22 protein-coding genes are annotated in these 23,712 nt (G+C 49.2%); 12 read left to right on the top strand and 10 right to left on the bottom strand.

Features of this window, described 5'->3' with window-relative positions; genetic code table 11:
* Nucleotides 1-55 precede the first annotated feature (55 nt).
* The 4 genes from AR688_RS10260 to AR688_RS10275 are packed head-to-tail and all read left to right on the top strand — an operon-like array spanning nucleotide 56 to nucleotide 2,967.
* Nucleotides 56-637, top strand: a complete 582-nt coding sequence (locus AR688_RS10260; RefSeq protein WP_231732034.1) for an SPOR domain-containing protein — start codon at nucleotides 56-58, stop codon at nucleotides 635-637.
* 58 nt (nucleotides 638-695) lie between these two features.
* The gene (hslV, locus tag AR688_RS10265; protein ID WP_068232917.1) at nucleotides 696-1,214 is read left to right on the top strand and encodes an ATP-dependent protease subunit HslV; all 519 of its coding nucleotides are present in this window, start codon (nucleotides 696-698) and stop codon (nucleotides 1,212-1,214) included.
* 11 nt (nucleotides 1,215-1,225) lie between these two features.
* Nucleotides 1,226-2,560 (top strand): HslU--HslV peptidase ATPase subunit, encoded by a 1,335-nt coding sequence (gene hslU, locus AR688_RS10270; protein ID WP_068232920.1) that lies wholly within the window; start codon nucleotides 1,226-1,228, stop codon nucleotides 2,558-2,560.
* A gap of 2 nt (nucleotides 2,561-2,562) precedes the next feature.
* A complete protein-coding gene (locus AR688_RS10275) occupies nucleotides 2,563-2,967 on the top strand; it encodes a gamma-butyrobetaine hydroxylase-like domain-containing protein (RefSeq protein WP_068232923.1) in 405 nt (134 codons plus the stop codon).
* A gap of 12 nt (nucleotides 2,968-2,979) precedes the next feature.
* On the opposite strand, the gene AR688_RS10280 is transcribed toward AR688_RS10275, so the two are convergent.
* Together AR688_RS10280 and AR688_RS10285 are read right to left on the bottom strand one after the other, a co-directional pair.
* On the bottom strand, nucleotides 2,980-3,225 hold the full coding sequence (locus AR688_RS10280) for a type II toxin-antitoxin system Phd/YefM family antitoxin (RefSeq protein ID WP_068232926.1): 246 nt from the start codon (nucleotides 3,223-3,225) through the stop codon (nucleotides 2,980-2,982).
* A 129-nt stretch (nucleotides 3,226-3,354) separates the two neighbouring features.
* Nucleotides 3,355-3,696 (bottom strand): winged helix-turn-helix transcriptional regulator, encoded by a 342-nt coding sequence (locus AR688_RS10285; RefSeq protein ID WP_068232929.1) that lies wholly within the window; start codon nucleotides 3,694-3,696, stop codon nucleotides 3,355-3,357.
* 93 nt (nucleotides 3,697-3,789) lie between these two features.
* On the opposite strand from AR688_RS10285, the gene AR688_RS10290 reads away from it, so the two are divergent.
* Nucleotides 3,790-4,116 carry a nuclear transport factor 2 family protein gene (locus AR688_RS10290; RefSeq protein ID WP_068232932.1) on the top strand — a complete coding sequence of 109 codons (327 nt, stop codon included), beginning with the start codon at nucleotides 3,790-3,792 and terminating at the stop codon, nucleotides 4,114-4,116.
* Nucleotides 4,116-4,895 (top strand): SDR family oxidoreductase, encoded by a 780-nt coding sequence (locus tag AR688_RS10295; protein WP_068232935.1) that lies wholly within the window; start codon nucleotides 4,116-4,118, stop codon nucleotides 4,893-4,895. Before AR688_RS10290 ends, AR688_RS10295 begins: the two co-directional genes overlap by 1 nt.
* A gap of 227 nt (nucleotides 4,896-5,122) precedes the next feature.
* Here the strand turns inward: AR688_RS10295 and AR688_RS10300 are convergent, their stop codons facing one another.
* From AR688_RS10300 to AR688_RS10325, 5 genes are all read right to left on the bottom strand, one after another.
* Nucleotides 5,123-5,854 carry a hypothetical protein gene (locus AR688_RS10300; protein WP_156420277.1) on the bottom strand — a complete coding sequence of 244 codons (732 nt, stop codon included), beginning with the start codon at nucleotides 5,852-5,854 and terminating at the stop codon, nucleotides 5,123-5,125.
* 845 nt (nucleotides 5,855-6,699) lie between these two features.
* Nucleotides 6,700-7,227 carry a hypothetical protein gene (locus AR688_RS10310; protein WP_068232945.1) on the bottom strand — a complete coding sequence of 176 codons (528 nt, stop codon included), beginning with the start codon at nucleotides 7,225-7,227 and terminating at the stop codon, nucleotides 6,700-6,702.
* A 212-nt stretch (nucleotides 7,228-7,439) separates the two neighbouring features.
* Entirely contained in the window at nucleotides 7,440-9,299 is a 1,860-nt protein-coding gene (locus tag AR688_RS10315; protein WP_068232948.1) for a methyl-accepting chemotaxis protein, read from the bottom strand.
* A gap of 79 nt (nucleotides 9,300-9,378) precedes the next feature.
* The gene (locus AR688_RS10320) at nucleotides 9,379-9,903 is read right to left on the bottom strand and encodes a phosphatase PAP2 family protein (protein WP_068232951.1); all 525 of its coding nucleotides are present in this window, start codon (nucleotides 9,901-9,903) and stop codon (nucleotides 9,379-9,381) included.
* A gap of 55 nt (nucleotides 9,904-9,958) precedes the next feature.
* Nucleotides 9,959-11,968: a putative bifunctional diguanylate cyclase/phosphodiesterase gene (locus AR688_RS10325; protein ID WP_068232953.1), complete on the bottom strand. Its 2,010-nt coding sequence runs from the start codon at nucleotides 11,966-11,968 to the stop codon at nucleotides 9,959-9,961.
* Nucleotides 11,969-12,137: 169 nt separating this feature from the next.
* Between AR688_RS10325 and rraA the strand changes: the two genes are divergently transcribed.
* Complete coding sequence (gene rraA / locus AR688_RS10330; RefSeq protein WP_068232956.1) at nucleotides 12,138-12,623, top strand: ribonuclease E activity regulator RraA; 486 nt, start codon at nucleotides 12,138-12,140, stop codon at nucleotides 12,621-12,623.
* A 12-nt stretch (nucleotides 12,624-12,635) separates the two neighbouring features.
* Nucleotides 12,636-13,694 (top strand): formimidoylglutamase, encoded by a 1,059-nt coding sequence (locus AR688_RS10335; protein ID WP_068232959.1) that lies wholly within the window; start codon nucleotides 12,636-12,638, stop codon nucleotides 13,692-13,694.
* On the opposite strand, the gene AR688_RS10340 is transcribed toward AR688_RS10335, so the two are convergent.
* Together AR688_RS10340 and hutI are read right to left on the bottom strand one after the other, a co-directional pair.
* Nucleotides 13,681-15,210: a putative bifunctional diguanylate cyclase/phosphodiesterase gene (locus AR688_RS10340; RefSeq protein ID WP_082694738.1), complete on the bottom strand. Its 1,530-nt coding sequence runs from the start codon at nucleotides 15,208-15,210 to the stop codon at nucleotides 13,681-13,683. The two genes, AR688_RS10335 and AR688_RS10340, sit on opposite strands and share 14 nt — an antisense overlap.
* Before the next feature lie 62 nt (nucleotides 15,211-15,272).
* Entirely contained in the window at nucleotides 15,273-16,499 is a 1,227-nt protein-coding gene (hutI, locus tag AR688_RS10345; protein WP_068232966.1) for an imidazolonepropionase, read from the bottom strand.
* A gap of 100 nt (nucleotides 16,500-16,599) precedes the next feature.
* On the opposite strand from hutI, the gene hutC reads away from it, so the two are divergent.
* From hutC to AR688_RS10365, 4 genes are all read left to right on the top strand, one after another.
* The gene (gene hutC, locus AR688_RS10350) at nucleotides 16,600-17,328 is read left to right on the top strand and encodes a histidine utilization repressor (RefSeq protein ID WP_068232969.1); all 729 of its coding nucleotides are present in this window, start codon (nucleotides 16,600-16,602) and stop codon (nucleotides 17,326-17,328) included.
* Nucleotides 17,328-19,001, top strand: a complete 1,674-nt coding sequence (gene hutU, locus AR688_RS10355; RefSeq protein ID WP_068232973.1) for a urocanate hydratase — start codon at nucleotides 17,328-17,330, stop codon at nucleotides 18,999-19,001. The genes hutC and hutU overlap by 1 nt, the downstream gene beginning before the upstream one ends.
* A 4-nt stretch (nucleotides 19,002-19,005) precedes the next feature.
* Nucleotides 19,006-20,541, top strand: a complete 1,536-nt coding sequence (gene hutH, locus AR688_RS10360) for a histidine ammonia-lyase (protein ID WP_068232976.1) — start codon at nucleotides 19,006-19,008, stop codon at nucleotides 20,539-20,541.
* A 157-nt stretch (nucleotides 20,542-20,698) separates the two neighbouring features.
* Entirely contained in the window at nucleotides 20,699-22,729 is a 2,031-nt protein-coding gene (locus AR688_RS10365) for a methyl-accepting chemotaxis protein (protein WP_197412197.1), read from the top strand.
* 285 nt (nucleotides 22,730-23,014) lie between these two features.
* Here AR688_RS10365 and AR688_RS10370 read toward each other — a convergent pair whose 3' ends face one another.
* On the bottom strand, nucleotides 23,015-23,629 hold the full coding sequence (locus tag AR688_RS10370) for a restriction endonuclease (protein ID WP_068232980.1): 615 nt from the start codon (nucleotides 23,627-23,629) through the stop codon (nucleotides 23,015-23,017).
* Between the last annotated feature and the right edge of the window lie 83 nt (nucleotides 23,630-23,712).

The raw sequence follows: 23,712 nt of genomic DNA on the forward strand, positions 1-23,712 counted from the left end.
CACTGTTGTTTCTTTTTCTGCTTAACCTAGTAGAATAGCCGCCAAGCCCCGAAGTTTGAGCAAATTACCTGACCTTATGCCACAAAAAGATTACGTTAAAGCCAGCCGGCCTAAGGCCAAAACCGCCAGCCGCCGTCCGGCCAGAGCCAACAGCAAAGCTGTCGCGCCGAAAAAACCCTGGTTGTTAATTCTGGTTACCCTCACACTGGTCAGTGGTTTTATTTATTTTCTCTGGTACTTAAATCAGCAACCGGCTGCACCGGTAACGCCGGTGGCTAAAAAAGAACAAGCTGTTAAAAAAGACGAGCTGCCAGCCAAACCCACTGAAGAGCCATACCAATACATTAAAGAGCTGGAAAACAAAGAAGTAATTGTAGAAGTGCCGGTACAACAGCAATCCAGTGGCCCTTATCAGATGCAGTGTGGCTCGTTCCGCCAGGAACAACAGGCTGAAGCGATGAAAGCCCAAATCGCTTTTGCCGGTTTTGCCTCAACCGTGCGCCGTACTGAAGGCACTAATGGTGTTTGGTTTCGGGTGGTGTTAGGCCCTTATGAATCCAAGCGTAAGGCCACTTCAGACATGAACCGCCTACGCCAGCAAAATATCAATACCTGCAGGATCTGGAACTGGACTTGAAAAGCGCCCGGCGCAGCCACACTTAAGCCTTAAGTTAATCACGCCACAGGGCTTATTCATGACCACTATTGTTTCTGTTCGCCGCGATGGCCACGTTGCCATCGGCGGTGACGGCCAGGTTTCGCTTGGTAACACCGTAATGAAGGGCAACGCCCGCAAAGTTCGCCGTTTGTACAACAACAAAGTTATTGCCGGTTTTGCCGGTGGTACGGCCGACGCCTTTACCTTATTTGAACGCTTTGAAGCCAAGCTTGAAGTGCATCAGGGCCATTTAATGCGCGCCGCGGTTGAACTGGCCAAAGACTGGCGCACTGATCGCATGCTGCGCAAGCTTGAAGCGCTGCTTGCTGTAGCCGACGCCAATACCTCACTGATTATTACCGGTAACGGTGATGTAGTGCAGCCCGAGCATGACCTTATTGCCATTGGCAGCGGCGGCCCTTACGCCCAGGCTGCGGCCACTGCACTGCTGCAAAATACCCAGTTAAGTGCGCGCGACATTGTTGAGAAAAGTCTGACTATTGCCGGTGATATCTGTGTTTACACCAATCACCACCAGACCATTGAAGAATTATAAGCAGGTACTTTATGTCTGATATGACCCCAAGAGAAATTGTGCACGAACTGGACCGCCACATTATCGGCCAGAATAAAGCCAAACGTGCTGTGGCTATAGCCCTGCGTAACCGCTGGCGCCGTATGCAGCTGGAACCGGCACTGCGCCAGGAAGTTACGCCGAAAAACATTCTGATGATTGGCCCCACCGGTGTAGGTAAAACTGAAATTGCCCGTCGTCTGGCCAAACTGGCCAATGCGCCCTTTATTAAAGTAGAAGCCACCAAATTTACTGAGGTGGGCTATGTTGGCAAAGAGGTAGAAAGCATTATCCGCGATTTGGCTGACAGCGCGGTAAAAATGTTCCGCGAGCAGGCGATTGAGAAAAACCGCTTTCGTGCTGAAGAAGCCGCTGAAGAGCGTATTTTAGATGTACTGCTGCCACCGGCCCGCGACAACTGGAGCGATGCCGACAACAAACCTGCAGCAGACAGCAATACCCGCCAGGTATTTCGCAAAAAACTGCGCGAAGGCCAGTTAGACGATAAAGAAATTGAGCTGGAGCTATCGCAAGGCCCTATCGGTGTTGAAATTATGGCACCGCCAGGTATGGAAGAAATGACCTCGCAACTGCAAAGCATGTTTCAAAGCCTGGGCAGTGAGAAAAAGAAAAAGCGTAAACTGAAAATCAAAGATGCTTTTAAACAACTGATCGAAGAAGAAGCCGCCAAACTGGTGAACCCGGAAGAGCTAAAGGCACAAGCGCTGGAAGCTGTAGAGCAAAACGGCATCGTGTTTCTCGATGAAATTGACAAAATATGTAAGCGCGGTGAAACCAGTGGGCCAGACGTTTCGCGCGAAGGCGTACAACGTGACTTACTGCCGCTGATTGAAGGTTGTACCGTTAACACCAAGCACGGCATGGTAAAAACCGACCATATTCTGTTTATTGCCTCTGGCGCATTTCAGATGAGCAAACCATCAGATTTAGTGCCGGAACTACAAGGCCGCCTGCCCATCCGGGTAGAACTGGAAGCATTAAGTGCTGCTGATTTTGAGCGCATACTGACAGAGCCTAAAGCCTCACTGACCGAGCAGTCTATCGCGATGCTCGCCACCGAAGGCGTTAAGCTGAGTTTTGATGCTGAAGGTATTAAAAGCCTGGCTGCAGCAGCATGGCAGGTAAACGAAACCACTGAAAACATTGGTGCGCGCCGCCTGTACACCGTAATGGAGCGGCTGCTGGAAGAAATTTCCTATGACGCTGCCGATCATGCCGGTGAACATATTGAGGTTGATGCCGCTTATGTTGAAAAGCATCTGGGCGCACTGGTAAAAGACGACGACTTAAGCCGGTTTATTCTGTAACGATGGCCAACACAGAGCACAGCGCACAAACTACTCAGCTGCAGGTTAGCCGCCTGCACTACCACCGCCAAAGCCGGACACTGGACATCACGTTCAGCGATGGCACTGTGGCGTGCTTTAGTGCAGAGTTTCTGCGGGTGTTCTCGCCATCGGCTGAAGTACGTGGCCACGGCAAGCCCAAACTGGTAAGCAATAAAAAACTGGTTAGCATCAGCAAGCTGCAGCCGGTTGGCCATTATGCGGTAAAGTTGGTGTTTGACGATGGCCACGACAGCGGCATCTACAGCTGGCAATATCTTAAACAGCTCAACGAGCAGCAAAGCGAGCTATGGCAACAGTATCTGGCACAACTGGATCAGGCCAACGCCAACCGCGATGGTTTAATTGCTGTTAACGTGCGTTATTAACCGGATTAGTCATCATTTGATGCTTACCTCCACCGCCTCAGCAAGCCCCGCCCTTCGGCGTTCAACTAATTGTGATAACTGGTAATCGTCCAGCATATCCATTAACCATTCATAGGTTTCTGCCGGAACAAGGTAAGCCGTAGGTTTATTGTGGTTAAGAATAGCAACAGCAGCGCCATTGGCTTCGTTAAGTAACGCTGTTGGGTTCTTTTTTAACTCTGAAATGCTGACTGAGCAATCTGCCAAAACCCGCTTCATAAAAACACCTTTTTCAACCCTAAATTAAGTGCTAATTTTAGACCTATATAATAAAAAGTGCCAGCGCTGAGTTTACGGCATAGTGTTTGGTTAAGGATCTGGTTTATACCACGTGAAAACTCATAGCTGTTAAGCTGTTTCCTCAATGCTCTCTTTCTGCTCTGCCCAGTTTAACAGCGCGTCCAAAGCAGGGCACAATGCCTGCCCCCATGAAGTTAACCGGTATTCAACCTTAGGTGGCACCTGCGGGTATACCTTGCGCTGCACAATGCCATCTGCTTCAAGCTTTCTCAGCTGCTGAGCCAGCATCTTTTGCGAGATGTCAGGAATAAGTTTCTCGAAATCAGAATAACGCTGCACTTTTCCGTCGAACAAATGAAACAGGATCACCAGCTTCCAGCGCCCTTCCAGAAATTTAATTGCTTCAAGCGTTTCGGCCGCAGCGCTAGCAGGCGTATAAATCTTTCTCATAGGTATGTCACTTACTTTTTCGTGCGTTCTTGATTATTGCTAAGCCTAAGCAGAAACTTCCTGCTCAGCAACAGTGCAGCAGGAGAAATTTAAATGAATATTCAGTTAGCTAAATCCATCAATAATTATTTTGCGATCGGCAACGGTACAGGCTCGGTCCGGGTACAGGATTGTTTCACGCCCGAGGCCGTTGTACTTGATGAAGGTGGCACTTATCAGGGCCAGCCGGCTATTGAATCCTGGCTGCAGAAAACCCGACAAAAGTATCAGTTCAGCGCCAAGCCCATCAGCGCTACATCGAAGGAACAGCAAGAAATCGTGGTTGCAGAAGTCAGTGGCAATTTCCCTGGCAGCCCAATACAGCTGAGCTATGTCTTTGTCCTTAACGGCGACAAGATCCAATCGCTGGAGATTTCCTGATGGCTATGGATTTAGCGCTACAAGGCAAAAAAGTGCTGGTAACTGCTGGCACAAAAGGGATAGGTGAAGCAGTTGTGACGCTGCTGCGGGATTGTGGCGCAAGTGTACTGGCCTCGGCACGAAGCCGCCCGGCGTCTTTTCCCGAAGAACTGTTTGTCGCGGCTGACCTGACAACAATACAGGGCTGCAATACGCTGATAGATGCTGTGAACAGCCGCCTTGGTGGCGTTGATATTATCATTCATGTATTGGGTGGTTCAGCTGCACCGGCCGGTGGTTTTGCCGCGCTCAGCGAAGACGTGTGGCAACATGAGTTAAATCTCAATCTGTTTCCAGCCGTGCGTTTAGACCGTGCTTTACTACCGCAAATGTTGGCACAAGGCGAAGGTGTCATTATTCATGTCACCTCTATTCAGAACGTTCTTCCTCTGCCAGAGTCCACCACGGCTTATGCTGCCGCCAAAGCTGCATTGTCAGCGTATAGCAAAAGCTTGTCTAAAGAAGTCGCACCAAAAGGTGTGCGGGTTGTGCGTGTATCGCCTGGTTGGGTTGAAACAGAGGCATCAGTGGCGTTAGCTGAACGGCTGGCCGAGCAGGCAGGCACTGATTACGAGGGCGGCAAACAGATTATTATGGCTTCACTTGGCGGCATTCCGCTCGGGCGACCGTCTAAACCTGTTGAAGTGGCAAATCTGATAGCATTTCTTGCATCGCCACTCGCGTCAAGTATTACCGGCACAGAATATGTGATTGACGGCGGAACAACTCCCACGGTTTAAGACATTACCCACCGAAAAATAGCAGGCGCCAGCGAGTTATTTTCCGGTGCATAACAGACTACACTTCACCAACGATACCGTGCTTTGACACTCCATACATACGCGCAAGATATCCTGACTCTTATCTGATTACGCATGAAGCCAAATTTAACACGAAAAGCGACGTAGTGAGTTAACGTCGCAACCAGGCTTTTTTGCTGGCAATACAATTTGTTTGTTATAAGGTTTTACTGCAATTTCAACTGTGTAGCCCAATCTACCTTCTGGTAAACGGACTTATTCTTAAAATCTGTTTTCCCTGTTGATGAACCCACATAATAAAATCCACTACCCATAGAGCCGAAAGCGCCTACTGAAGTTAGGCTTTTGGGTAATGCAGCCACAGCCTGTTCTGCAGTTTCATAAACATGATTCTCAGGATAAGCAGTAGTAATAGCGCCCTGACTTGAATAGCTGATTGCTTGGTTTACTAGCCTACTCACAACAGCATCATTCGTAACACCTTTCGCCCAACCGAGTGATTTGCCTTTTAAAAGATGCAGCTCGTCACTGTGCCCGGCATAAAAAACTTCATCGGCTACAATCACACCATTGTCTTCAATACACCAGTCCACGATCACGAAACTGGCATAGCTTGCGTTGGTAATAACCTGCGCATATTTGTGAATCTTGACATGTATATTGAAACTATCTTTTGCACTGGGGGCATTATTGTTAATAGCATCTAATGCAGCAACTTTAATAGCAGCGACATCTTCATCTGAGAAAGCTCCCCAATTGAATGCACCATGTGACGCATTGTCACTAGCATCTTTGCCAGTGATCACCGTTAAATTTTCTACTCTTTTAGTTACAGCAATATCGTTGGTTAATCTGGGATACTCCGATTTTGAAGCTGTACCTGTTACACCACAACCTGCCAGAAACATTATCCCTGTAAGGACAACTACTTTTCTCATTACAACTCCATTACCGGTGAGGCTTTTGGGCATCCCGTTCGTGATTTTGCTACTCATTGAACCGTCTTACCAGCCCGACTAAATTGGCTACTAGACAATTTTACACCGCTAAATCAGAGTATTACTAGTTCAAATAAAGGCTGGGCAGCCATTATCAACTGGTTAACCGATGAAATTGCCTTCTGCCATCAAGTGCTCATTGAGAATGAGAGAGCCCGCTCTATGTTTGTTACAGGCTATCGCCTGGCTACCATGATGGCAGATAAAGCAGCCTATCTTGCTGATGAACTACAAACTAACCGCTAACTCGGCCTGAAGACGGATTTCAGTTATTAACTCCGGGAAGGTCCATATGTGTTAGGCACGCATGCTCCAAACGGAACTTATAAACATTTAGGGATTTATAACAGTTATATACGAGGCTTTTTCGTTAAGCATATCTCGTAATTCCTTGGCCTCAACCTCGGTAATTCCTTGTTTTAATTCTATGTACATACTGCCAGTTTTACTCACGAATGGTAATTGCTGAGTTTCAGGATAGCACTCCAAAGCCCACACAGAACTTTCTTTATAGGGCAGCTCTTTGACTATGTATCGATAGTCAGCTCTGTTTGTACTCATGTTCTTTACCCTCAAATAAATATGAAACTTTAAGGCTGCTCTTACCCATAAAAATCAGCCGTGCGCTGTTTTTCATCTGCTAATTTTACTTGTCACGTCTAACCAACTGATTCGTACCGATAGTTGCCCTACAGTGGGAAGAGGCTTCGATGCATTGGCGGTGTAACTGTGGCTGTGAACCACCGCTAAAGCTCCATGAAGCTCTTGTTGAGAAACTGTTCGCTCTAGTACGGCCAGCCATGTGCCTCGTTAAACCCTGACCTATTCATGAGATCAGATATAAGCTCTTCTACAAGCTTATAGTCTGACGGATACACCAATTTCATTTTGCCGCTTGCCTTCTTAAGCTCGGATTTTCTTAACGGCACCTGATACTTAGACCCCCATTGCACGAAAATTGTGAGTCGCTCAAGTAGGTCACGTTGAAAATCCGTAAGATTGAGGTCCAATTTTCGTGCGACATCTGAAAGATCATGCGCAGCTTTGTGGAAATGCCGAGGATCCAGCCGGTCTTTGGAAAGATCCGGTTTAGACTGAAATACTAAAGCACCTTTCATTGCATTTTCAGCAGAGAGTCCAAGAAGTAGCATTGCTCCCTTCATTGCCCCTACTCGACGATAATTATCTTCCTCACTCCGAATCGATTCGTGACCTGAAAAAACTTCGTAGAGTGCCTTGGAGGCTTCATACATCTCGCACGACTGCCTAAACCAGCTCTCAGGTGTCGACACACCTTTTTCGAACTCGATCACAGATTCTCCTAATTATAGAGCGAACACTTATTCGGCAGTTCGCTCTATATTTAAACACAGCTTGACCAAATTTTGTAAACTCAATGTGATAAACATTACTTTGCTTTTTGATCATTTACAACGAATTATAGGTACAAGTCTTTTTGATGTTGACGCCCCCGGTCCGTCTAAAAAGACGGGCTGGGGTTTTGCGTAGTATTTATGCTGCTGGCTTAGGCGTGGAACCGGTCTACCGTTTGATGTAAACGGGCTGCCTGCTGGGCGACTTCTTCGCTAATCGACGCATTTTGTCTGGCGTGGGCGTAGGTTTCATCTGACAGATCCCGAATTTTAACCACGTTTTTATTTACCTCTGCTGCCACATGGCTTTGCTGCTCAATTGCCGCGGCTATTTGCGTGGTCATATCCATAATATTGCTGACATCTGCAGTGATTTCACCCAGTAAACGCATGGCCACATTGGCCTGGCTGGCGCTTTCGCTGCCCTGCTCGCGACAACTTAGCATTACTTTAACAATTTCATTGGTACGCCCCTGCAGGCCGCCTACTATGGCTTCAATCTGCCGGGTTGATTCCTGTGTGCGCATAGCGAGGTTTCGTACTTCGTCTGCCACTACGGCAAAACCACGGCCCTGATCGCCTGCTCTGGCTGCCTCAATGGCAGCATTAAGTGCCAGTAAGTTTGTTTGTTCGGCAATGCCCCGGATAACGTCCAGCACCGAGCCTATAGTTTTGCTGTCCTGCTCAAGCTCTGATACTACCCCGGCCGCATTTTGCAGCCTGTCTGACAACAGCTGAATACGTTGCACGGTTTGCTGCACTTCCATTCTGCCGGTCTGGGCATTCTGGTTAGTGGCCTCTGCCCTGGCGGCGGTGTTTTCCGTATTACTGGCGATTTCGTTTATGGTAGCGCCCATTTCCGTTACCGCCGTGGCAACCATGTCAGTTTCACTTTGCTGTTGTTGCATGCCGCGGCTGGTATCGGCGGTAGACTGCGCCAGTTCATTGGTGGCCTGATCGAGCATTTCCAGCGCCTGATTTACCGTTTTAATTAAATCCTGAAAATCACCCAGCATGGCGTTGAAGTCTGTCGCTAATGTGCTCATTTCATCTTTACCGGCAACATCAACCCGCATACGAAAATCGTTACTGCTGCGAATAAGGCCAATGGTTTTACATACATCCAGCACCGGGCGCAATATGCTGCGGCTGGTCATCGCTACCAGCAGCAACACTACCGCCAGCACCAAAACAAAAATACCTACCGCCAGCCGTTGCACTGAAGTAACTGCATCGGCAATAGCTTCGCTGGTCTGCACGGATAACTCGCTAAGGCTGGTTTCAGTAGTTTGAATGGCGGTGCGCATTTGCCCGGTTAAACCCTGGGTTTCGTCCAGACCGCTTTGCTGAATTGAGCTGACCAGCGCCGTAAAATGCTGCTGATAGTTATCCAGTAAATTTTTACTGGCCGGATCATCCGCTACTGCTTGCTGTAGCTGCAATGCCACCTGGTTAAACTGCTGCTGGTAAGCCAAGTCCCGGCGCAGCAAAAAGTCTTTTTCAGCACGGCGTAATTGCAACAATAATACGCTAAGGTTGTCACGCCCCAGTTGCTCAAAGCGGCTTTCAAGCTGGTGCACGGTTTGGCGCAGTTCTCCCATCATACCGGAGGACGGGTTCAGGCCGATAACCTGCTGCTGCGCCACTAACTGATTAAATGCCTGCTGATACTGCGCCGTTAAACCCAGAAACTGCTGCAATGGTTTGGCATCAATGTTGTGCTGCACCAGCAACTGCTGTAGCTCTGTTGAACGCTGCTGCATCTGGCTGTAGTGATCATTCAGCCGCTGCTGGTACTTAAGATCGGTGCGCATAACAAAGTCTTTTTCATGGCGGCGAAACATCAGTACGTCGGTACTTATTTGTTCTACCAATTGCTGTGTTCTGGCCAGAGACGTTAACTGCGCACTTTGATAAAACAGGATCAGCAACATTACTGCCATTGCCACTACCAGTGCCCCGCCGTTAATAAATAACCGCTGTTTTATCGATAACTGTCGTAACTGATTCATACTGCCTGCCTGAGTTATTAACAACTCAGTTGAGCATAGCGCAGCCAGATAAAAGTGCGGGCTATTTTTCGGCTAACCATTAATTGTATATAATATAGGCACTTAAACTGCATAAAGTGCCAAGAGTGGCACCGGCGATAACATCAAGCGGAAAATGTACGCCCAGCATAATACGTGACAACCCCACACTGCAGGCCCAGATCAGCGCTAAAACGGCCAGCGCCGGAAAATAAATGGCCAGTGTGGTTGCTACCACAAAGGCACCGGCCGTGTGGCCGGAAGGCAGGCTAAAGCGGTCAGAAGGGGTAATATGGGCATAACCAAACACCGTTAAAATATCTGCTGGCCGGGCCCGTTTGATACAATTTTTCAGAACTAAATACAGCGGTAATTCCAGCGCAAAAGCCAGCAACAGTATCGTAGTTAACTCTGTAGCATCGGTATGGTTAAACAGATATAAAATGCCGCAAAGCAGCAGGTACAACGGGCCGTCGGCCGTTTTAGACAAAAAGTAGCTGGCGACAAATGCCTGCCGGGACGAGCTGCGGCTGAACAAGCTGCAAAATGAGTGGTGATCCCATTGCTCCAGACGTTTAAGTAACATAACTGCGCCCTGTCATTTATCCTGACTAAACGCAGCCTAACGGCTTTTTATGACGTTATAATGACATTTTACTGCGATAAAACGCGATGGCATCGGCTTCTGTCAACGGCTTGGCCAGGTAATAGCCCTGCACCGCATCACAAGACATGTTTTGCAGCAGTTGCAATTGCACGGCCGTTTCAACGCCTTCAGCCAGAATACGTTTGCCCAAACCATGTGCCAGCTTAATCATGGTTTTAACAATCATCATATCGGAATCGTTACCGGCCATATCCATTACAAAACTGCGGTCTATCTTAATTTTGTCTATTGGCATACGCCGTAAATAGGCAAGTGAAGAATAACCGGTACCAAAATCGTCAATAGATACGCGGATACCCAGTTGTTGCAGTTCCATCACGTAATTTGAGCCTTTTTCCATATCATGCATGGCGGTGTTTTCAGTGATCTCAAGCTCCAGCAGATCCGGTGAGACTTTGTACTGTAATAATAACCGCTGGATTTCACGTTTCAGGCCGTCAAGCTGAAAATTTACCGGCGACATATTTACCGCCAACGGAATATGTAAGTGCTGCTGTTTCCACTGGCTGATCGTGAGCACCGCCTTGCGCAGCACCCACAAATCCAGTTGCCGGTTTAGCCCCAGTTGCTCCACAAAGGGTAAAAACTGCCCCGGCATCAAAAAGCCTTTTTGTGGATGCTGCCAGCGTAACAGCACTTCAAAGGCTTCTATACTATTGCTCCGTGCACAACACTGCGGCTGGAAGTACAACACAAACTGGTTATGTTCCATCGCTGCCAGCAATTCTGTTTCCCAACTGATCAGGCGGCTGCTTTCATCTTCCATACCGGGCTGATACTCCAGCCAGCGGCTTTGCATGCGTTTGGCCTGATGAAAAGCAATATTGGCTTTTTGTACCAGTTGCTCTGCATTGGTGGCATGCTGGGGAAACCTTGCCAGGCCAATGCTGCAGCTTAATTTCAGCGAACCACAATCGAGCACAAAGCTTTTTTCTACCAGTTGCTGTAAATGCCGGATAGTAAACTGCAACTGGGTATCATTATGTACATCGGTGATCACCAGAGTAAAAATATCGCCACCGGTGCGGGCAATTAATGCCGGTTTTAACACACTTTGTTCAAAACGCCGGATCAGCTGGCGTAAAATCTCATCACCTTGTTTCAGGCCAACCGACTCATTGACGGTTTTAAATTTATCTAAACCCAGCATCAGCAAATGTAGCGGTGCTGCTTTTTCCTGCCGCAACTGGTCGTTTAGTATAGATAACAGCGCATCGCGGTTTAATGCACCAGTTAGCTGATCGTAGCGGTTAAGGTAGTGGGCTTTTTCGGTTAGCTGCGCGTTGGTACTGCGTTCATGCTCTTGCAACCACATAATCAGGCTTAGCCCGAGGCAACAAAGCAAAAACAATTCGGCACTTTTATACAGCAGGATCCAGTAGCTCCATTCCTCCTGGCGTTCTGCCAGCATCAGCCAGATACCGTTGCCAACATATAATAAGCCCCAGAGTATCAACGTAACCACGGCCAGCCGCTGCCCCAATGTGGGTGACATTCTCTGCCATAACCCTACAGCAGCTGTCAGCAACACAATGCCCATCAATAACAGTCTGATATACAACTGAAAATATAACTGCCAACTGGCGAAGGCGTCGGTTACTGCAAATGGCACTACGCTAAGTAGCGCAATAACAGCCAGCAACAGCAGAGTAGGCAGCAATTTTACTCTTAACAACAAATGCTGCTTGTCATGCCTTGTCATTACCATGCCGCGTAGTAGTAGCATGGCAAAAGCGTAGCTGCTGAAGATCAGTAAAAACTGAAATACTGAGGGGATTACCGCGGTTCCAGCCCCCAGCCCCGCAGCGCCCTGGATCAAAATTGCCGACTGATATAGGGCAAAACAAAGCAAGGCGGCAAACCAGCATTTAATGTATTCCTGCCGGTATATCCGGCTAAAATGCCACAGCAAATAACACAGTAATAAGGCTATGCCCAGCTGGGTAAAGTACACAACAAACCTGGCAAATAATTCGGAGGTCACTACGGGCAGCCGGTAAATTTTGTTACCATCACCATAGCAAACAACCTGTCAAAACGACAACTATGTGACACGCTGCAGGCTACGAAAAACCAATAATAATAATAGTTTGAGCTTACTCCAGTCAGCGCTATACTGTGGGCTCAGTACCTTTCCTCAACCGGAGCTTCTTATGGAATACAACACTTCTGAATTATGTGATCTTTATGCCGATTTAGTTGATGTAGTAGAGCCGCTGTTTGCCAGCTACGGTGGCAGACGTTCTTTTGGTGGTAAAATTCATACCGTCAAATGTTTTGAAGACAACGGCCTGGTACGGCAGATGCTAACTGATCCCGGCATTGGCAAAGTGTTGCTGATAGACGCAGGCGGCTCTGCCCGTCGCGCTATCATTGACGCTGAACTGGCGTCACTGGCTGCGGCTAATGGCTGGGAAGGCATAGTATGTTATGGCAGTGTACGCGATTTAGATCTGCTGGAAGATTTCGATATCGGTATTCATGCGGTTAATGCCATTCCGGTGGGTGCTGATGACAAAGGCTTCGGTGAAACCGATGTGCCGGTCAATTTTGCCGGTGTCACCTTTTTGCCGGGCGATCACCTGTATGCCGACAGCACTGGCATTATTATGTCGCCAGACGCACTGGATATTGAATAAAACGGCACTGGCATGCTGAATTTTTTTACCCGCGACCAACTTAACCAGCACTGCAGCATCCGTGATGGTGAGCTGCGCCTCGGGCAGGCACTAAACCTGCCTGATCCAGCACTCAACCTGGCTGAACAACTGGCGCAAAGCAAAGCTGAAGGCTGTCGCTTTGTGCTGCTGGGCGTGCCGGAAGATATCGGCCCCCGGGCAAATCTTGGCCTGGGCGGCGCAGACAAAGGCTGGACAGCGTTTTTAAACAAATTTGTAAACCTGCAAAGTAATCATTTTATTGCCGCCGGGCAAATTTTGCTGCTGGGCGAGATACAGTGTGCCGACTTACAACAGCAAGCCAGTAATCTTGATATCTCACAACCACAGCAGCTTAGCCAGCTACGGCAGCTGGTTGAGGTTCTGGACAACAGAGTTGCAACCGTGGTGCAGGCAATATTTGACGCCGGCCTATTACCGGTTGTCATCGGCGGTGGCCACAATAATAGTTACCCGATAATAAAGGCGTTAAGCCAGGCCAGCGGCCAGCAGGTTAATTGCGCCAATTTAGACCCGCATTCAGATTTTCGGCCGCTTGAAGGCCGCCACAGCGGCAATGGCTTTAGCTATGCCTGGCAAGACGGCATACTAAAACATTACTTTGTACTGGGTTTGCATGAGCTGAAAAATTCAGCCGCAACACTGGCGCAATTACAACAAGCTGGCGGTGAATTTTGTAGTTATCAGCGAATTTTTGTCCGTCAGGAATTGAATTATCAGCAGGCGTTGGATATGTGTATCGACAATGTTGTGCTGGGCAATGGCGACATTGGTATTGAGGTAGACACCGACAGTATCAGTCTGATGCCGGTAAGCGCCTTTACTAACTGCGGCATCAATGTGCAGGCCGCTGAGCAATTTGTTTATCAACTGGCTAAATTACCCCGCAGCCGGTATTTGCACCTGGCAGAAGCAGCTCCGCTACAACATCCGGCTGGTTTGGCCGCTGGCATTAACGAAGCAGGGCAAGTGTTGTCTGCACTGGTGTTGGCGTTTATGCAGGGTAAAAAAGATCAGGCTATTGCAATTTAATCTTGTCTGGCTGCCACTGCTTTAACCATACGGCAAAACCACTGAGTTCAAACGGCCGTGAGTAAAAAAAGCCCTGCCCACGGCTGCAGCCCATGCGCAGCAATTTTTGCTCTACTTCTGCTTCTTCCACGCCTTCGGCTATCACACCCAGATCCAGATTACGCGCCATATCAATAATGGCGCCGGTAATGGCAGCATTCATATCAGATTTATGCAGATCACTGATAAAAGAGCAGTCAACTTTAACGTACTGCACAGGGAGTTGCCTGATATATGCCAGCGATGACAAGCCGGTACCAAAATCATCCAGCGCAAGCTCTACACCCAACTGATGTAAACGCTGCAGCATTGTCATGGCTTTTACCGGCTCAGCTACCAGCGCACTTTCTTTTAGCTCCAGTATCAGTTGCCCCGGCGCTACCTGATATTTGTCAAATAACTGCTCCAGCGCTTCAACCAGCTCGTCATGCAATAAATCTTTGCTGGAAATATTTACCGCAATTTTACTGACCAGCCCGGCCTGTTTCAGTTTGGCTATCATGGCAACCGCTTCATTTAATACCCATTGGGTCAGTGGGTAAATAACCCCCATTTCTTCTGCCAGTGCCAGAAAACTATCTGGCGTTAGTAAACCCCGCTTCGGGTGGCGCCAGCGAATGTAAACCTCACCGGCTAATACCTCGTGGCTGCGCATATCTACCTGCGGCTGAATATACAACGCCAATTGTTGTTCGGTAATAGCCTGGCGCAGCTCTGCCATCAGCGTTAATTTGTCGTTGGTGTAGTGCAGCATGTCATTGCTAAACACCTGGCTGCTACCCTGCAACGAACTATGATATTGCAGCGCAAGGTGGGCGCGCTCCAGCAACTCATTTAGCTGAGTGCCATGCTCAGGGTAATGTGCAATGCCCGACTGTAGCTGGTAATCAACAGCACAGCCATGCACTATCATCGGTTCAGGAATAGCACGCTCCAGTGTATCTGCCAGATACTCGGCCATATGCTCTTTGTCGTCACAGTCTACCCAGATAGCAAAATCAACCCCGCCTAAGTGGCATACACGGGTGGGCTTCTGCTGACGAAATTCAAACGTCAGTGCTTTATCTTCAGCGGCCAGGTGGTCATTAATGCGCTGCGCTATCTGCGCCAGAATAAGGTTGCTATTACTGTGCCCCAGTAACTTATTCACTTGTTCAAACTGCGTTATTTTTATCAGTAACAATGAATAATGCTGCTCAGGCGCCCGCTTTAGCAGTTCGTCCAGTTGTTGCTGCAAAAAGAATTTGTTTGGAAAACCACTGATATCATCATGTAGCGAATAAAAGCCAAGCCGGCTGCCTTTTTTGGTCGTTTTGGCTTTCTGTAGCTTGTAGATGTCCAGTTTCAGTTTAAATATGTAAACAAATGCCAGCAGCAAAAAGCCACTAAGCAAACTGACAATTGGCAACGAAGACTCTGATGTCTGCGCTGCCAGCGGACAACTGAGCAGGCCAGAAACAAGCAGCCGGTAAGACAAAACGATACTCCAGCAAAAATAGTGCTATTAGCTTAATCTAAAATACCCACTTGTAAAGCAGATTAACGCCGGTGATTTACCTCTTTACCATTAATAATCAGCTGTTTAAGTGAATTTACACCAAATTGATAGCATAACTCTGCCGGGCGGCTTATGGCATAACAGGCAAAGTCGGCCCGCTGCCCTACCGCCAGAGTACCGCGGTCCGATAAACCAAGTGCGGCGGCTGCATGCCGGGTTACCCCGAGCAAAGCCTCTTCCGGCGTTAAACGAAACAGCGTGCAGGCCATATTCAACATTAAAGGTAAGGAGCACAGCGGCGAGGTGCCGGGGTTTAAATCGGTGGCTACCGCCATCGGCACGCCGTATTGACGCAGCAGTGCAATCGGCGGCAGCTGAGTTTCGCGTAAAAAGTAAAACGCGCCGGGTAGCAGCACCGCAACGCTGCCGGCTTTGGCCATGGCGGCAACACCTGCTTCATCCAAAAACTCGATATGATCAGCCGACAAACCGCCAAACTGTGCCACTAAGGCGCTGCCACCCAGATTAGATAATTGCTCGGCGTGGGCTTTAACCGGTAGCCCCAGTACTGTAGCGGCAGTAAATACTTTGCGTGTTTGTTCAAGGCTAAAACCTATGCCCTCGCAAAATACGTCCACGGCGTCGACCAACCCAAGTGCGTGCAACTGCGGCAGCATCTGACACACGGCCTCAATGTAGCCATCCGCATCGTTGCTAAATTCGGCCGGCAAAGCATGGGCGCCTAAAAAGGTTTTTTGTACGCTGGCCGGATGGTGCTTGTCCAGCTCAGCGGCGACTTCGAGGATTTTTTGCTCGCTGGCTAAATCGAGGCCATAGCCGGATTTAATCTCTACTGTGGTGACGCCTTGTGCCAGCAAGGTATTCAGCCGGTCTTTAGCTAACACAAATAAGTCGGCATGGCTGGCCGCGCGTGTCGCCACTACCGTAGCTTTGATACCACCGCCGGCTGCAGCAATATCCTGATAACTGGCGCCATTTAAGCGCATTTCAAACTCATTGGCGCGGTTACCGGCATATACCAAATGCGTATGGCAATCAATAAAGCCCGGCAGTAACCATTGCCCCTGTGCGTCATAGAGCGGGGTAGCCAGGGCATCAAACGGCGGCAAATCCGCTTTACGGCCAACAAAAGCAATTGCGCCATCTTTAACGGCCAGCGCGCCGTTTTCTATGCAGCCATAGGCCATGCCGTTGTCAGTCATGGTGGCGATATTGGCGTTAATCCAGATGGCATCAAACTGCTGCATTGGGGGCATCCTGTAAGTGGTTTTAAAATAATTTTACACCAACAACTTGTATATACAACCAAATTAGCTTATTTTTTATTTAGTAAAACCAGGGGGTGTTATGGCTGTTGCCAAGTTTGCCGAAATTAAAGAGTACATGCTCAGCCAGATTGAAATTGCCGCCTGGCCGGAGCACAGCCGTGTGCCATCAGAAAACGAGCTGGCAGTGCAGTTTAGTGTCAGCCGGATGACAGCACGGCGCGCGCTGCAGGAGCTGACCGAACAAGGCATTTTGTACCGCACCCAGGGGGTAGGCAGCTTTGTTGCGGCGCTTAAATCACAGTCGTCGCTGCTGGAGATCCGTAATATTGCTGATGAGATAAACAGCCGTGGCCATGCTTACAGTGCGCGTTTATTACAGCTAACCGAACTGCCCTGCCCGACCATTATTGCTGCCGCGCTGGGATTAAAGCGCAATGAACCGGTGTATTTCTCCCTGATAGTGCATTTAGAGAACAACCAGCCGCTGCAATTAGAAGCGCGTTACGTAAGCCCGCAACTGGTGCCGGACTACGTAAAGCAAGACTTTAACCAGCAAACACCACACCAGTACTTAAGCTTTATTGCGCCGCTGACTGAAGCCGAACACACCGTTGAGGCCATTTGGCCGGACGATTTTACCTGTAAGCATTTAGTGCTGAAAAAAGCCGAACCCTGCCTGCGTTTGACCCGCCGCACCTTTAGCCGTGAAGGCGCGGTCAGCCTGGCGTATTTAACTTCACCGGGTAGCCGCTATCGTTTAGGCGGCCATCTGAACTTTTCCTTACCCAGCAGCAGAGAGACTATCTGATGACAGACCCACGTATTGATAACAGCCGCGTGATCCGCGCTGATCGCGGCAGCAAGATCACCGCTAAAAGCTGGCAGACAGAAGCTGCCAAGCGCATGTTAATGAATAACCTTGACCCGGAAGTGGCCGAGCACCCGCAAGCCTTAGTGGTATACGGCGGTATTGGCCGTGCGGCACGTAACTGGCAGTGCTATGACAAAATTGTTGAAGTGTTAAACCGGCTGGAAGATAACCAAACACTGTTGGTACAAAGCGGTAAGCCGGTTGGCGTATTCCCGACCCACCCCGACGCGCCGCGGGTATTGATTGCTAACTCTAACCTGGTGCCGGCCTGGGCCAACTGGCAACACTTTAACGAATTGGATCGCAAAGGCCTGATGATGTACGGCCAGATGACAGCCGGTTCGTGGATCTACATCGGCACCCAGGGCATAGTGCAGGGCACCTATGAAACCTTTGTGTCTATTGCCAAACAACACTTTGACGGCCAGGCAGCCGGCAAATGGGTGTTAACCGGCGGCTTAGGTGGTATGGGCGGCGCCCAGCCATTGGCGGCGACTATGGCCAGTTTTCATATGCTGGCCTGTGAAGTAGATGAAAGCCGGATCGATTTCCGCTTAAAAACCCGTTATCTGGACAAAAAGGCCCGTTCACTGGATGAAGCCCTGGCAATGCTGGCTGCTGCTAAAGCAGAAGGCAAACCAACGTCAATTGGCCTGCTGGCCAATGCGGCTGATGTGTTTGCTGAGTTAGTTGCGCGCGGTATTACGCCGGATGTGGTGACCGACCAAACGTCTGCCCACGACCCGCTAAACGGCTACCTGCCGCAGGGTTGGAGCATGGAAAAAGCAGCTGAGCAGCGTAAAACCGACGAAGAGGGCGTAGTTAAAGCCGCCAAACAATCGATGGCGGTGCAGGTGCAAGCGATATTAACCATGCAGCAACGTGGCGCCGTCGCCACCGATTACGGCAACAATATCCGCCAAATGGCCAAAGATGAAGGCGTGGCCAATGCGTTTGATTTCCCGGGCTTCGTGCCGGCTTATATCCGGCCACTGTTCTGCGAAGGCATAGGGCCGTTTCGCTGGGTCGCTTTGTCGGGCAATGCCGAAGATATTTATAAAACCGATGCCAAAGTCAAAGAGCTGATTCCGGATAACCCGCACCTGCACAACTGGCTGGATATGGCGCGTGAGCGCATTCAGTTTCAGGGCTTACCGGCGCGCATTTGCTGGATTGGTTTAAAAGACCGCGCCCGTATCGCGCTGGCCTTTAACGAGATGGTGAAAAACGGCGAGCTGAGCGCACCGGTAGTAATTGGTCGTGATCACCTCGATTCCGGCTCTGTTGCCAGCCCGAACCGCGAAACCGAAGCCATGCTTGATGGCTCTGACGCCGTATCCGACTGGCCATTACTAAATGCCCTGCTTAACACCGCCGGTGGCGCTACCTGGGTATCACTGCATCATGGTGGTGGCGTAGGTATGGGCTACAGCCAGCACAGCGGCGTGGTAATAGTGGCCGACGGCACCGACGCGGCAGCGGCACGCCTTGGTCGCGTATTATGGAACGACCCCGGCACCGGCGTTATGCGCCATGCCGATGCCGGTTATGATATTGCGGTTAATTGTGCGACAGAACAAGGTTTAGACCTGCCAATGGTAACGGAGTAACAACATGAGCTTTAAACTGAATATAGTGCCGGGCACCCTGACACTGGCACAATTACGCCAGGTACAACAAGGCCCGGTTGAACTGAGCCTCGACAACTCTGCCATAGCCGGTATTGAAAAATCCGCCGCTTGTGTCGCCGACATTATTAAACAAAACCGTGTGGTGTATGGCATTAATACCGGTTTTGGCTTGCTGGCCAATACGCGGATTAAAAACGAAGAGCTGGAGTTACTGCAACGCTCTATCGTGTTATCGCACGCCGCCGGCTTTGGCGACATTATGGACGACAGCACAGTGCGCTTATTAATGGTGCTGAAAATTAACTCCCTCGCCCGCGGCTTTTCCGGTATTCGCCTGTCGGTGATTGAAGCGCTGATTAAGCTGGTGAACGCCGAAGTTTACCCCTGCATTCCGAAAAAAGGCTCGGTGGGTGCATCCGGCGATTTAGCGCCGCTGTCACATATGGTATTGCCGCTGATTGGCGAAGGCGAAGTCAGTTACAAAGGCCAGATCTATGATGCGCGTGAAGGCCTGGGTTTTGCCGGTCTTGAACCGGTAACCTTAGCGGCCAAAGAAGGCCTGGCGCTGCTTAACGGCACCCAGGCGTCTACCGCGCTGGCACTGGAAGGCTTATTTAAAGCAGAAGACTTATTTGCAGCAGGCACAGTAATTGGTGCCATGAGCGTAGAAGCTGCCATGGGTAGCCGCTCACCGTTTGACGACCGCATTCACCAGGCCCGTGGCCAGCGTGGTCAAATCGATGCCGCCGCTATATACCGCCATCTGCTGGGTGCTACGTCAGAAATCGGCGAAGCGCATCATAACTGCGAAAAAGTACAAGACCCTTATAGCCTGCGCTGCCAGCCGCAGGTAATGGGCGCCTGTTTAACACAGATCCGCCAGGCGGCAGAAGTCTTAGCGGTAGAAGCTAATGGCGTTACCGACAACCCGCTGGTGTTTGCCGATGACAACGATATTTTGTCCGGCGGTAACTTTCATGCCGAACCGGTGGCGATGGCGGCAGATAACCTGGCACTGGCGATTGCCGAAATCGGCGCTATATCCGAGCGGCGCATGGCGCTTTTAATTGACGCGACGTTAAGCAAGTTACCGGCGTTTTTAGTGCCCAACGGTGGCGTAAACAGCGGCTTTATGATTGCCCAGGTAACAGCCGCGGCACTGGCATCGGAAAATAAAAGCCTGGCCCATCCGGCCTCGGTAGACAGCCTGCCCACATCCGCTAATCAGGAAGACCATGTGTCAATGGCGACCTTTGCCGCAAGGCGTTTAGCCGATATGGCGGAAAACACCGTGGGTGTATTGGCAGTCGAGTATCTGGCAGCAGCCCAGGGCCTGGATTTTCGCGCCCCGCTTAAATCGACCCCGGCTATTGAGCAAGCCAAACATTACCTGCGCGAACAGGTAAGTTTTTATGGCGAAGATCGTTACTTTGCGCCGGATATTGAACAAAGCGCCAACTTACTGCGCCAGCGTCAGTTAAATGCCCTGTTACCGCAAAATCTGTTATGTAGCTTCTGATTTATACGGCAGCACCATTTTGGTGCTGCCGCCCTCTTTTCGTTCATGTACCTTTTTACTGGCTGGACCAGTTTTCGTTTCTTTGTTAACTTCAGGTTGTTTACCAGACAGCTAGTGTCTATGGTTAAGGCACAGCAACGGCGTGGAGTTTGCTTCAGTGATATCATTAAAAGTTGCCCATAAAGTTATTATCGGCTTTGGATTTATCGCCTTGCTGTTGTTATTGTCCAGCGGCTCTGCACTGCAGAGCTTTGCAGCAATTACTCAGTCCAGCGACAGAGTTAATACCCTTGCGGTGCCCGTACAACAACAAAGTAACGCAGCGCAAATCCAGCTGTTAAAACTGGCCAAGTTATCGGCGTTGGGTTTTACAGCAGAACAAGACAGCGAAATTAGCCAATATCAGCACCTGTTTAACAGTGGCAGCCAAACTCTGCGCGATCTGCTAACCGGTCTGGCTAAGCTTACTAGCGCCGAACCCGCATTTACGCAAACCCTGAATGATATCGACAACCGCTACCAGCAATATGCCACAGCAGTTGATACGATGTTTAATGCCAGGCTACAAAGTATTGCTATGCAACGTCAGGTGCTGGCTGAACTGACCGGGCTGGAACAACTGATTGACAATATAGGCGCCAACCTGCTGGACATCTCTTATCTTGAATTACCGGGCGGCAGACAACAAATGGAGCTGATAGCCGGCAGTGCGAACCGTATCGATGGTCAATTACTGGGTTTGCTGAATACATTAAAAGAAGTAGCTGCCTACAATGAGCTGACAGCGGCAGAAACCGGCCAGGAAAATATCAGCTTTACCCTTAGTGATATGCAGGTCAATATCGACTATCTGGCTAATATTTTGGATAAGCTCGACACCGATGGTTTATGGCAAAATACCACGGAACAACTGGCACAACTGACCACCAAACTGGAAAGCTCAAACAGTCTGGCCAGCCTTAAACTGCAACAGGTTAGCGCGCAGCAAACAGCGCGGGTACAACTGAATCTGTCAGAGCAACGGGTTGAGCAGGTTATCGTTGCACTGGATAAATTACTCTCCGCTGCTGACACCCAGTTCAGCACTTTACAACAAAATGTGTCTGACTCTGTCAGTTCCGGCAATACCCGCACCCTCAGCCTGATGTTGGTGCTCATTTTGCTGGCTGTCGCTGCAGCCTATCTGACTATAAACGCTATGCTGCGCCCGTTAGCTGGCATTAATAAGGTGTTGGGCGACATTGCTAAAGGTGACTTAACCCGCAAACTGCATATTACCAACCAGGACGAATTTGGTGCTCTGGCCGCTAAGGTAAACAGCCTGATTAATGCACTAAGCGCACTGATTATCAATATTCAGAACAATGCTACAGAGCTTAATTTAAACGCCAGCCAGTCAGCACAGGAAGTGGGTGAAATTAATGACTCGCTACACCAACAGCAGCGCCAGATTGCGCTGGTAAACGATGTTACCCGGCAACTGGCAGACAGTACCCGCGATATTGCCCTGCAATCGGCTGAAACCACTGCGGCAATGCAACAGGCATTATTACAAGGCGAACAGATAGACTTAATTGCCGGTCAGAATAATAAACTTATCAATCATCTGGCAGATCAACTGACAGCAACAAGCGCAGTAATGAGTAAGGTAAACGACGAAGCCAATAACATCGGTGGCATTTTGGCTACCATTCGCGGTATAGCAGAGCAAACGAATTTGCTGGCGCTAAACGCAGCGATTGAAGCAGCCCGGGCCGGAGAGCAAGGCCGCGGTTTTGCTGTTGTCGCTGATGAAGTGCGCTCACTGGCAGGGCGAACGCAACAGGCTACCGACGAAATCCGTCAAATGATCGAAACACTGCAACAGCAAAGTAAACAGGCTGTGCAGGCTATTACCAATGGTAAAGCAGATGCAGACAGCTGTGTGGCGCAAACGCTGGAGCTGGTGTCTTCACTTGTTCTGGTGAATCAGGCGATAGCCCAAACCCAGGATATCAGCAGCCGGGTAACGGCCGCCACTGAAACGCAACTGAGCCTGGGCCTGGCCATAGATAAAAATATGCAACAGATGGTCAGTATTGCTCATATCAGTGGCGAAAAAGCCAGCCGTACTTTACAACACAGTGATGGCGTATCTGAACTGGCAGTAGAACTACAGCAAGCTGCCAGTGCCTTTAAAATATCCTGATGACACAGATAAAACACTACAGTGATTTTATGCTGTGGTGTGCTTATTTAATACGATGGTTGTTTAAACGGTGATTGTTTAATAAAGCAGTTGTTAAATGCGAAGGTATTTGTAATACAGCGGCATCCTGCCGCTTTGTTGCTTATCCTGAGCTAAGAAAAGGGCTGGACAATGTCCAGCCAGGCAGGAAGTATCTTTGTGTCCCTTTGTTTTTATTTCGATTCCATTCACTATTCATAGTGCCAAAACAGCAACAAAAAACCCGATGAAAACATGATATTGCTGCTAAACCATTGCAAATTGTTGCTCGCGCTGTCTTTTTTGCTGCTTTTTTAAGCTTTTCGCATCAATCAGTTCAATATTGGCTTCATGAGCAAATATCCAGGCCTGATTACTAAAACCGGCGTAGCTCACTACAACACCGCTGCTGAAATCTGCAGCCAACATCTGTTGGAACAGTGCACGGATTTGGGAAATATCAACGGATTGATTCTTCTGCTGTATATAAACCAGCTTCTCACTTTCGCCTTGCAGGCATTTATAGTCGGGGCTAACACGGCTGGAATACGTCAGCTTACCTTGTCGCAGTAAAAAGCGTTCCGCTTCCTGCATAAATTGCTGCTGTTTGTCTGCCGAAGACAAAAACGCCTTTATCGGGCGCGCCAGCCCAAGCAGCTTATGTTGCTCATCTAATTCAAAAAATGCTAATACGTTAAAGAACAATGCCACCATAAACATCAGCACAAAGGTCCACAACATAAAGGCTGACCAGAAAGCTGATAACACCCATTGGTTGTCGCTCAGCAGCAAAGAATGTTCAGCAAAGAACAGATAAACAGCACCGGCGATAATGCCAAGGCCGGTACTGACAGATGAGATAAGTAGCCATTTATTTTTCATATCAACCTCAAGTCCATATGCAACAGCCTACAGTATCAATCTGATGCTGAAATTTTTCTTAACAAGAAGTTGATAAATGGATT

The sequence above is a fragment of the Rheinheimera sp. EpRS3 genome, assembly GCF_001513785.1.
GTDB lineage: Bacteria > Pseudomonadota > Gammaproteobacteria > Enterobacterales > Alteromonadaceae > Alishewanella.